13 protein-coding genes are annotated in these 11,129 nt (G+C 37.7%); 11 read left to right on the top strand and 2 right to left on the bottom strand.

What is annotated here, in order from left to right; all coding sequences use genetic code 11:
• Window positions 1-19: 19 nt before the first annotated feature.
• The 11 genes from HC000_RS13400 (at window position 20) to HC000_RS13350 (ending at window position 8,801) form a co-directional block, all read left to right on the top strand.
• The gene (locus tag HC000_RS13400) at window positions 20-547 is read left to right on the top strand and encodes a LuxR C-terminal-related transcriptional regulator (protein ID WP_089369109.1); all 528 of its coding nucleotides are present in this window, start codon (window positions 20-22) and stop codon (window positions 545-547) included.
• A gap of 221 nt (window positions 548-768) precedes the next feature.
• A complete protein-coding gene (locus tag HC000_RS13395; protein ID WP_179807923.1) occupies window positions 769-1,422 on the top strand; it encodes a thermostable hemolysin in 654 nt (217 codons plus the stop codon).
• Window positions 1,419-2,888 (top strand): AMP-binding protein, encoded by a 1,470-nt coding sequence (locus HC000_RS13390; protein ID WP_089369108.1) that lies wholly within the window; start codon window positions 1,419-1,421, stop codon window positions 2,886-2,888. Before HC000_RS13395 ends, HC000_RS13390 begins: the two co-directional genes overlap by 4 nt.
• Window positions 2,881-3,570: an iron-containing redox enzyme family protein gene (locus HC000_RS13385; protein ID WP_089369107.1), complete on the top strand. Its 690-nt coding sequence runs from the start codon at window positions 2,881-2,883 to the stop codon at window positions 3,568-3,570. Before HC000_RS13390 ends, HC000_RS13385 begins: the two co-directional genes overlap by 8 nt.
• Window positions 3,567-4,337, top strand: a complete 771-nt coding sequence (locus HC000_RS13380) for an SDR family oxidoreductase (protein WP_089369106.1) — start codon at window positions 3,567-3,569, stop codon at window positions 4,335-4,337. The genes HC000_RS13385 and HC000_RS13380 overlap by 4 nt, the downstream gene beginning before the upstream one ends.
• Window positions 4,338-4,360: 23 nt before the next feature.
• On the top strand, window positions 4,361-5,008 hold the full coding sequence (locus tag HC000_RS13375; protein ID WP_089369105.1) for a hypothetical protein: 648 nt from the start codon (window positions 4,361-4,363) through the stop codon (window positions 5,006-5,008).
• A 7-nt stretch (window positions 5,009-5,015) separates the two neighbouring features.
• Entirely contained in the window at window positions 5,016-5,675 is a 660-nt protein-coding gene (locus HC000_RS13370; protein WP_179807907.1) for a response regulator transcription factor, read from the top strand.
• 26 nt (window positions 5,676-5,701) lie between these two features.
• Complete coding sequence (locus HC000_RS13365; protein ID WP_179807906.1) at window positions 5,702-7,015, top strand: ATP-binding protein; 1,314 nt, start codon at window positions 5,702-5,704, stop codon at window positions 7,013-7,015.
• Window positions 7,008-7,361 carry a cupredoxin domain-containing protein gene (locus HC000_RS13360; protein WP_089369102.1) on the top strand — a complete coding sequence of 118 codons (354 nt, stop codon included), beginning with the start codon at window positions 7,008-7,010 and terminating at the stop codon, window positions 7,359-7,361. Before HC000_RS13365 ends, HC000_RS13360 begins: the two co-directional genes overlap by 8 nt.
• Window positions 7,348-8,088, top strand: coding sequence for an iron transporter (locus HC000_RS13355; RefSeq protein WP_089369101.1), 741 nt, complete (start codon window positions 7,348-7,350; stop codon window positions 8,086-8,088). Before HC000_RS13360 ends, HC000_RS13355 begins: the two co-directional genes overlap by 14 nt.
• Complete coding sequence (locus tag HC000_RS13350) at window positions 8,085-8,801, top strand: hypothetical protein (protein ID WP_089369100.1); 717 nt, start codon at window positions 8,085-8,087, stop codon at window positions 8,799-8,801. Before HC000_RS13355 ends, HC000_RS13350 begins: the two co-directional genes overlap by 4 nt.
• A gap of 247 nt (window positions 8,802-9,048) precedes the next feature.
• Here the strand turns inward: HC000_RS13350 and HC000_RS13345 are convergent, their stop codons facing one another.
• Entirely contained in the window at window positions 9,049-10,170 is a 1,122-nt protein-coding gene (locus HC000_RS13345; protein WP_179807905.1) for a PD-(D/E)XK nuclease family protein, read from the bottom strand.
• 341 nt (window positions 10,171-10,511) lie between these two features.
• Window positions 10,512-10,814 (bottom strand): hypothetical protein, encoded by a 303-nt coding sequence (locus HC000_RS13340; RefSeq protein ID WP_089369098.1) that lies wholly within the window; start codon window positions 10,812-10,814, stop codon window positions 10,512-10,514.
• Between the last annotated feature and the right edge of the window lie 315 nt (window positions 10,815-11,129).

Raw genomic sequence — 11,129 nt, 5'->3', positions numbered from 1 at the left:
ATTGATAATAGAGGATTTAATGAAAGACAAGTTAATCGCAGCCACCTTGTTAATAATAATGGTGCTAAACTTTTTTGATGTGATAATAGATTTGAAACTAGGAGTACCACTGTGGCATATTTTTTCTGAGAGCTTAATCGTTGCCATTTCCGCAGCCGGTGCTATTTACTTATTTAGAGATATTCGTTCGAGTACCGCCAATATCAATGTGCTGAAACAAAAATTAGCTCATTCAAAAAAAGAACTTAAAAACATATCACAAACAATGATGGATGCGCGCCATGAATACAGTGGCGTTATTCAAACCCAGTTTTCACAGTGGGCATTGACACGCAGTGAGCAAGAAGTCGCCATGTTGTTACTTAAAGGCCTAAGCTTTAAAGAAATAAGCGCGCTAAGAAGCACAAAAGAAAAAACCGTCCGTCAACAAGCTTCCGATATTTACAGCAAAGCCGATGTAGAAGGCCGACACGAGTTTGCTGCATGGTTTTTAGAAGATTTTATGCAACAAAACCATTATCAACCAAAAAGTACAGCTATAAATTAATCTAAAAAAGCCTTGACATGCTAGAGTCGGTATTTCGAGTCCACTCGGTCATCCAACCAAAAGTAATAGAATCACTTATAAATAGAAGCAGGCTCTACTCTTAATCTGTATTGTAGTGGTTAGGCGCTTTTTTCATTTAAATTAAATTTCTTAAGTTTTCTTTAAGTTTCACTCGTTAAGTTTAAACCCTGAAATATAAACAGGTTTAAATGAGCGAGCTTATGCAATTAGCCCACACTTCTGCATCATTAGGTTTAACACAAAATAACAGTCAGTTTATTAGTGCTCGTATTGATGATGTGCATCGAAAAAATCTCGAAAACACAGTGAAAGAAGGTTTTTTAGTTGCGTATAACGCTAAGCTTACTTCTTTTATGCCACTACTTTGCCAATATGTTACCAAGCAAGGAAAGTGCACGTTAGGGCTAAGGCAAGCAACTTCGCCATTGTTTATTGAGCAATATTTAGCATCACCCGTTGAAGATTTTTTAGATGAGAGCATTTCTCGCAATAAAATTTTTGAACTTGGTAATCTCTGCTCTACAAATCGAAGAGCAACTCTTGCACATTTTATTATTGTTAACGAAGCTCTGCAAAGTGTGGGGGCAAAACATTTAGTGTTTTGTGCAACCAACAAAGTGCGTGCTTTATTGCGCTTACTTGGTGTTACGTGTACTGAAATTGCACTTGCGAGCAGTTTTGTAGTTGAGAACCCATTAAAGTGGGGCAGCTATTACGCCAACCAACCAACAGTATGCATTGTGAGCCTAGAGCAAGCTCACCAACAAGTATTAAATACCCCAATGCTTTATAGTTTGATGCAGCAAAACCACTGCAATATCAATTCTTTGGTAAATGCATTGGTGAATGTATGAATTACTATAATACTCATTCAGTATCGCCATTAATTATTGCCCATAATAAAGATCAAACACGTGAAATTAACGGCGATGAGTTTAACCAGCAAATACAAAAAGTAGTAAAAATACTACAAGGCTTTAGCGGCAAAGGTATCGCTTATAAGCTTGATAATACACCCGCTTGGCTTGTTATTGATGCTGCTACAGCGGTTTCTAATAAAGTGGCTGTGCCAATTGCTCACTTTTTCAGTGAACAACAAACTCAATATGTATTAGTGCAATGCGGCGCTAATTTATTTATTAGCGACACGCTAAACCATTTACTTGAGGAGCCTGTTGCCTCTATTACTGTGTTTGAACTTTACACGTTATATATTTACGAAATAGTTGTGGCTAAACCGAACAGTTACTTTCCTGAAACTCAAAAAGTAACATTTACATCAGGCTCAACTGGGCAGCCAAAGGGCGTGTGTTTATCTGCAAAGAGCCAAATGCAGGTAGCTCAATCTCTTTGCGATAAAATTAATATTAAAAAGCCTGTTCATTTATGTTTATTGCCACTAGCTGTATTGCTTGAAAATATAGCTGGTGTGTATGCCCCTTTAAAAAGTGGCGGTACAGTACACTTAATACCATTAAATGAATTAGGCTTTGTTGGAACTGCATTAAAACAGCCCGCACAGCTTATTGCTGCTATTGATAAAGTTAAGCCAAATACGCTTATTTTAGTACCTGAACTATTAGCATGCTTAGTTACTTTTGCTGAGCAAGGTTGGCAACCGCCTAGTTCGTTGCAGTTTATTGCAGTGGGTGGAGCGCTTGTCAGCGAAATGCTAATAGTTAAAGCGCGTAGCTTAAACTTACCGGTGTATCAAGGTTATGGGCTGTCTGAGGCGGCATCTGTAGTGAGTTTAAATACCCCCACAAACGATAACCGCCAAAGTGCAGGCTCTGTGTTACCTCATATTCAAACCAAAATTGAAAATGGCCAGCTTTTTATAAAAGGCGATTTGTTTTTAGGCTACTTAAACCATCAACCTCACAACAAAAAACAGTGGTATGGAACCGGTGATCTAGTCGAGCAGCATCAAAATACCTTATTTATTAAAGGCCGATTAAAAAACCTAATTATTACCAGCATGGGGCGCAACATCAGTGCCGAGTGGCCTGAATCACTATTACTCAGTCAAAGCGGTATTTTACAAGCGGTTGTGTTTGGTGAGGGGCGACCTTTTCTGAGTGCCATTATTTACGCCGATACAAAGCTAAGTAACCCAGTGTTAGCTCAATACATTAACGCAATTAATAAACAACTACCCGACTATGCTCGAATTCAAAAGTGGCATCGTTTAGCTGCCCCATTAAGTGTGCAACAAGGATTATTAACAACAAATAATCGCCCAAAACGAGATGCCATAAGTAAGCAGTACCATGATGTGTTTGAGCAATTTTACCGACTTGGAGAAGTAATTAATGAGTGATTTTTTTAACACCCTTAAAGAGCAAACTAAACAAGAGCAAAATTACCTGCTTGCAGCGCCGATTATCCAGCGTGTTTTTAAAGGCGAAGCATCACTTGAAGAATATGCCTCGTTTTTAGTGCAAGCGTATCACCATGTTAAGCACACTGTGCCTTTAATGATGTCGGTTGGTGCACGATTAACCGACGAACAAGAGTGGCTGCGCGAAGCCGTCGCAGAATACATTGAAGAAGAGATAGGTCATCAAGAATGGGTACTTAATGATATTGCAGCCTGTGGTTTTGACAAAGAAACAGTACGGTGTAGTCAGCCGCAATTTGCTACCGAAATGATGGTGTCGTATGCGTACGACTCCATTGCACGTAAAAACCCGCTGAGTTTTTTTGGCATGGTGCATGTACTTGAAGGCACTTCTATAGCGCTTGCTGATGGCGCGGCTTCAAACATTGCAAATGCTGTGGGCTTACCTAAAAAAGCATTTAGTTATTTAACCTCTCACGGTGCACTTGATATAGAGCATGTAAAGTTTTTTGAAAACCTTATGAACCAAATAACAGACGAGGCGGATCAACAAGCCATACTTCATGGTGCAAAGCGCTTTTATCGTTTATACGGCGATATATTTCGTGGACTCGATGACGAACCACTTTTTAAAGCAAGTGCACAAGGCAAATTGGCATGAGTAGTTCTTTATGTGTGCTCACTGGTGCAACAGGCGGAATAGGGCAAGCAATTGCTAAAGCCCTATATGCAAAAGGGTGGAAGTTACTACTTGTAGGGCGAAATACCCAAGCCCTTGAAAAACTGAGCCGTGAATGCCCAGACAGTGAAATATTTACAGGCGATTTAACCGACGATACAACACGTATTGACCTAGCAATAAAAGCCAAGCAACTCGGTGACGTTAAATTACTTATTAATAACGCAGGTATAAATACAATGCAAAGCCTTGAGCACACAAGTAATGAGCAAATAGATAATATGCTCATGACTAATTTGTCGGTGCCTATTAAACTATGCCAGCTATTTTTAGGACAGTTAGAGTATACCAAAGGCACTATTGTTAATGTGGGATCATCGTTTGGCAGTATTGGCTACCCGTTTCAAACGCTTTATTGCGCCAGTAAATTTGGTTTACGTGGCTTTACAGAGGCATTATCACGTGAGTTGAATGGTTCAGGCGTTAAAGTGACCTATTTAGCACCAAGAGCAACAGATACATCTATTAATAGCAGTAAAGCGCGGGCAATAAATAAAGAGCTCGGTAATAAAATGGACTCGCCAGAATTAGTTGCTCAAGAGTTATTAGCACTAATAAGTTCAAACCAAACAAGGCGCTTTATTGGTTTTCCTGAAAAATTATTTGCACGCATAAATGGCGTATTCCCAAGCGTTGTTGATAACGCTATTGCAAAGCAACTTCCTAAAATTAAACGCTTTTTAAGTTAACAAACACACACAAGGGCAAAATTATGTATAAATTTACACTCGCATTTTATTTAATATTAACGGCTATATTTACCACCGTAGTACAGGCAGATGAAGCGCAAGACCTAATTTCTATTCAACAAAAGTGGGCTATTGCCAACTACGAGCTTGAAGACGATGCGCAAATAGATGCGTTTACGCAATTAAGTGAGCAAAGCGCGTTATTTGTTGAAAACTACCCTAACTCGGCACAACCGCATATTTGGAATGGTATTGTGTTAGCTAGTTTTGCCGGCGCAAAAGGTGGCTTGGGTGCACTTGGTTTAGCAAAAGAGGCAAAAGCGTCACTTGAAAATGCACTTTCAATAGATGGTGCTGCATTAAATGGATCGGCTTACGCAAGCCTTGCAACGCTTTACAGCAAAGTACCTGGTTGGCCAATTGGTTTTGGTGATGACGACAAAGCTGAAAAATTATTTAAACAAGCACTCGCTTTTAATCTCAAAGGCATTGATACTAATTACTTATACGGTGAATACTTGTATGGCGAAGGCGATTATAAACAAGCTAAAGCACGACTACTTGTAGCACAAGCAGCGGGCATTCGTGATACTCGTGCAAAAGCAGATGAATATCGTCAACAAGCAATTAGCCAGCTATTAGTAAAAGTAGATAAAAAACTAAAAAGATAAACACACAATGCATTTATTACTTGTTGAAGACGATGCCTTAGTGGCACAAGGGCTTATTCGCTCTTTGCGCCAAGAGGGCTACAGCGTAGAGCACAGTGGCACAGTAAAACACGCCTTAGAGTCCCTTTCTAGTGGTGAAATTGAGCTTGTTATTCTCGATTTAGGATTACCTGATGGCGACGGCTCGCAAGTTTTAAAACATATTAAATCGCAAAAAAAAGTTATTCCGGTGGTTATTTTAACTGCTCGCGGCGGTATTGACGACAAAGTTAAAGGGCTTGATATGGGGGCTGATGACTACCTTGCAAAGCCGTTTGACCCCGCTGAGTTATTTGCTCGATTGCGAGTAGCAAGTCGGCGCATTAATCAAACACAATCAAGCTTGTTGCGCTGTGGTGATGTAGTAATGGATACTTCTGCCCATACAGTATTGCTAAGTGGGCAATCACTTACCCTACCACGAAAAGAATACATGCTTTTAAAAGCGCTGATGGAAAATCTGGGAAGGGTGCAATCAAAACAACAGCTCGAAAATAAACTTTACCAATGGGGTGAAGAAGTTGGCTCTAATGCCATAGAGGTACATATTCATCATCTTCGTAAAAAATTCCCTAGCGATTTTATTAAAACCTTACGTGGTATCGGCTACGTGGTTGGTAAGCGTTAGAGTATGTTTATATTTCGAGGTTGAAAATGTCTATTCGTAAACGCCTGACCTTAATTTTACTTTCAATGATGGTGCTAACCTGTTTTTTAGCATTAGTAAAAGGCTATCAAAAAAGCATGCACCACGGTGAAAACTTACTTGATAATGAGCTTAAAATAGTGGCTGGCGTTTTAATTGAACAACCATTAGCACTAACCACAAATGCAGCACAAGTAAGTAGTAATAGTGCTCAGTTGTTGTACCAAATTTGGCATAATAATCGTTTACTTAGTGGCTCATCGAGTTTATCAAATAACTGTGTTAATTTTAGTGAAGGACTTCAAACTGCAAATTTAGCAGGGCAACGTATGCGAGTGTTTGTAATGAGAAAAAATACTCGTAAGGTTATCGTTGCTGAACCTATGGCAAAGCGGTTTGAATTAGCTGAAGCCGTTATTTTATCGGCAATGTTACCTATGTTATGGGCAGTTCCTCTGCTTGCTATTTTTATAAGCTTTTTTGTTAAATACGCATTAGCCCCTCTTACCCGACTGTCTAGGCAGTTGGCTTCTCGCCAAGCAAACGACTTTACCCCAATTAACTGGCAAGTAACCGACGAAGAAATTAAACCTGTTATTAATCGTTTAAACGATTTATTTAAACGAGTAGAAACTGCCTACTTACGAGAGCGCTTTTTTGCCTCAGATGCAGCTCATGAGTTACGTACTCCGCTTAGTAGTCTAAAAATTAATGTACATAATTTAGCTAATAAACAAAGTAACTCGCAAAATAATCAAGAATTAAAAGCAATGTCACAAGGTATTAATCGCTTAAGTAATATTGTTGAACAAATGCTAATTTTAGGACGCACTCAGCCAGAACAGTGGCAAAAGCAGTTTAGTGAACAGTCATTGCTAACTATTACTCAACAAGCCGTGTCGGAGCAATACGATAAAATAGACGAAAAAAACCAAACTATTAGCCTCGAAGGTAATGATTTTGTAATTAATGGTGATGAGTTTACATTAACGACGCTTATCTCTAATTTACTCAGTAATGCTATTAAATACACACCTAATGATGGTCAAATAATAATTAAATTAGCATCTAGTAATAATGACTATAGTTGGCAAATAGATGATTCAGGTTCAGGCATGACTGAAGAGCAAAAAGACCGAATATTTAATCGCTTTTATCGCGTAGGTGGCGATCAGCATCCATCAGGCGAGCAAGGCGCGGGTTTAGGCATGGCGATTGTTCAACACATAATTGCTATTTATGACGCAAATATTCATTTAGCGAATAGTCATTTAGGCGGGCTAACCGTGAAGATTACTTTTACAGGAGTAAAAAGTGACTAGACGTTTATTTAATCAATGCCTTTGTTGTTTGCTATTTTTGTCGTTTAACGCGGCGAGTAAAGAGTACCTTATTATTTTAAAAGATCACTTGTTCTATCCCTCACAAATTACTATTCCCGCGAATAAAAAAGTAAAGCTATTGATAGAAAACCAAGATAGTACACCAGAAGAGTTTGATAGTTTTGATCTAAACAGAGAAAAAGTGCTCTACCCAAATCGTAAAAGCATTATTTATATAGGACCGCTTAGTAAAGGGTATTACAAGTTTTTTGGTGAGTTTTCGCCAAATACAGCTAGGGGCGTTGTAATAGTTAGCGATGAAGGGGCACAGCATGTTAATAAATAGTTTAGTCATGAGCCTTAATCAATTACTACCTGTGGCTATTTTATTAGTGCTACTACAAGTAGTAAAAAAACAGAGTTCTTTGCGAATATGCTCTGCTGTATTAATTGGCGCGGTAATGTCGTTTTTGTACATGCAAAGCGCATCGTGGGTGAGCCAGTGGTTTGAATACCAAGGGTTAGAGTACTCACAAATAGGGCTATGTATTACTATATTTATTGCTGTGTTGGTATTTGCACTAAAGCAAAAGTCAGCGGCATTTTATATCGCAGTTATAAGCACAATAACGCTGTATTTAAGCCACTATATTATTTACCTCACCAGTTTTTGGCAAAATAATGATGCAGGGCAAAGCTTATTTATTGGCACTTTATTAGGTGTTGGAATTTGTTTAAGTTTTAGCGTATTGCTGTACTTTTTAATGAATGCAATTAAGCACCGTTTTGGTATGTACCCGCTTTTTACTTTGCTTGCTTTTAACAGCGCGGCTAAGTTATTAGTCGCACTGGATTTGGCAAGCCAAATAGACTTAATTACCAACACCTCAACCGTGTGGGATTTACGTGATTTGTTAAGCGAAAACTCTGAGCTAGGCCGCGTACTGCGTGCTCTTGTTGGTTACGAGGCCACTCCTGATTTAATGAGTGTACTTATATATAGTACAAGCAGCGTGTTATTTTTATTAATTTGTTACGTTATTCCAGCTTCAATGACTAAGGAACGTGTATGAAAGCACTCAACCTATATTTAGCGCTTAGTTTTACCGCTTTTTGTGTGTTGTTACTTCCAACCCAGGCAAGTGCTGATGGTATTGTTGTTGATAAGGTATATCACCCCTATGTTTTACCTTTTGAACGTGAGTTTGAGTGGCGACTGGTATCGCATCAAACTGATAGTGGCAATATATTAGCGCAGCGCTTAGGTGGTGGTGGTGCTATTAGCGATACAATGGCACTAGAAGGGTATTTAGTTGGTGAGCGAGACGATAACGGCGATTTTAGCTTAGAAGCTTACGAGCTTGAATTGCGCTGGCAGTTAATTGAGCAAGGTAAGTTATGGGCTGATTGGGGCGCATTATTTGAGCTTGAAAAAAAACATAACGAAGATGTATACGAAGCAACCTCGGGTTTTGTGATCGAAAAAGAGTTTGGAAAAACAAGCCTAACATTAAACGCTTTTTTGGTTTATGAATGGGGGCAGGATATTCAAAACGAATGGGAAAGTGAGTTTAGAGCACAATATCGCTACCGGTATCGTTCTGCTTTTCAACCATCTATTGAGGTTTACGTAGGTGAAGACTTTGTAGGAATTGGCCCTGGTTTTATAGGTTTGCAACGTTTTGATGGACAAAAACAATTAAAATGGGAAGCGGGTTTTATCACTGAGATAAGCCAATCAGAAAAAAATCATAGTTTTAGGCTCGCATTAGAATTTGAATTTTAATAATGAATAAAATCTAAAAACGGGCAGTTACACAGAATCCGTACAGGCTCCACAACAGATTTTCCATTCATTAAAAAATCACTCCCATTGACTGTGTACCAGAAGCCTCAAGATACAAGTGGTCAATAAAATTTGGCCACAGTTTTAGAGTTTTTGTATCTAACCTAAACTCGTTTAGCACTACGCTAGCGCTATAATGATATGGTCTAAGATTATTATTAAACCCATTTATATAATCACTAACGTTTTATTTTGTCACTGTGAGCTCTTCAACTAGCTTTATAAATTCAGGCTGTATCATGAGTGTATTTTGTAATTCTGTAAAAACTTCTAGCACTATATCTACTTGCTCTTGATGAGTATTGGCATGTTCAAACAAAGAAAGCATTGACCTTAAAATAACAATTGGATGCCATTTATTATGCTTGGCTCTCGGATCTACAGCAGTATCTATATACTCCCAATCATTAAATAATAATTTAAAACACGCTTTTAAATTATTATAATTGTCTGAATTTTTTATCATCTCTTGGCCTGTTCGATTGAAATCAAAAACTAAGCATAATTTTAATTCATTATTTATAAATTCTTTAACTCCGTGATCTCTTCCATCGAGCAACACACCGCAAAATATACCGGGAAGCCACTGCCTGCCTTTATTTTTAATGATAGGGCAAAATTCTAACCCAACTCTTGACTCAGTTCCTTGGCGTTTAAATACGGGTTCCATCCCGATAGTTTGTAACGGCCATTCTCGTTTTTGAGCCGTTTTAAAGATCGAGTCAACTTGCTCAATAAATTTTACTGCTTCTAAATAATGAGCAATAGAGAAACGATTCATTGGGGACTTTGGTCCTAATCCTTCAGATTTAAGTAATGATAAAAAATCTTCTATTGCCCAACTTGCGTGCTCATAATTTACTTTATCAACTAAACTTATTAAGCATTTATAAATATCCTCCCAGCACAATGCTGCATCTGGATTTTGAGCATGTTGAAAAGGAGTAGCTGTTATTAATATAATTCTGTAATCGTCATAAGTTTCAGATGCATACTCACGATAGTTTTTCAGCTGGTTTTGATGTAAGTCTGATTTTACTTTATGTTCGAACACTAAGGTGCAGGTCTCCCAACTTATAACTAAATCAGGGAACTTATTATTAAAATTTTCCTGCGTTGATATAAAAACTTCACCATCGGGTGCACTAATTGACGATTGCAATTTATTATTTATACATTCGAATACGCTCTGTAAAACCTCGCGGTTACTTCGCAACAGCCAAGCAAATGCTTCTGTTATAAAGTTTTCAAGGGGATCCGTATTTTCCCGAGGACGATACTTTCTTAAGTTGACTAAAAGGCTTTCCATAATTATTACCTGTAAAAGTATTTTGTTAGTTAACAATATAAACTAACTTAAATTTCGTTAAAAAATGAATTAAATTATATTTTACGAATTTGCCTTTCGATCTAGAACGATGGGATAAAAAATAAATTACATGCTTAAAATAATTTAGTTTTACTTCTTTATCTATAATTTTCAATAATTCATTTTTAGGTGTTCTTTAACTTCGAAGTAGCACCTAAAACTGATGTAAAACAAGTGCATAGTTTTATTCCTATGCGCAATGTTTAATGCATTTTGGAGATTATAATCCAATGCGTACTTGTTATTAAATTAGAAGTTGAAGCTGTGCTCCCATTTAAACACTATTTATTAGCTCTTATCACTCTAAGTTTTTTGATATCTGATCCTTTAATTTCCATAGAACGGGCAAGGGCATTGAAATGTTCTGCGTCAGTAGCATGCAAAACTTCAGGCTTTTCAAAATCTAAAAAATAAACAAAGTGCCCTAATTCGAATGCGGTGTTAATTCTTGAACTCGAAAAGCGTCCATCACTACCTCCTTTATGGAAATCTGTAATTAACACCTCTGTGCTCGCGAGTATGTGTTTGAACATTACATGATCAGCAATATCCCTTGGGGTATATACCGAATCAAAGCGCGTCATAATGCAATTTGTAACTTTTATGCCCTAACTTTTAGTTACTTTTGTATTTGTTACAACGTTTAAGTGGACTCTTTGAGTATCATGTTTTAATAATGCAATTTTATTGTCTAATTTTACTAAATCAAAAAGGCCAAGCTTTTCTAATAAAACTAGCTTTTCGTTGTTTGAAATACTGAGGTAGTGAGCCAAATTAACCTCTTTTAAGTTGAGGTTATAATCACTATCAGCTACGTTGCTAATGAACAACTCCCACTAAACGCTGCGCGTTTTGAAGGAGTTTCAAAAAGAAAGCCTAAGCTACCTTTTTAGGCTGGT

Origin of the sequence: Pseudoalteromonas sp. MIP2626 (assembly GCF_013414205.1) — a bacterium.
Lineage (GTDB): Bacteria > Pseudomonadota > Gammaproteobacteria > Enterobacterales > Alteromonadaceae > Pseudoalteromonas > Pseudoalteromonas nigrifaciens.
The sequence above is the reverse complement of the archived record's forward strand: the minus strand, read 5'-3'. Positions and strand labels throughout refer to the sequence as shown.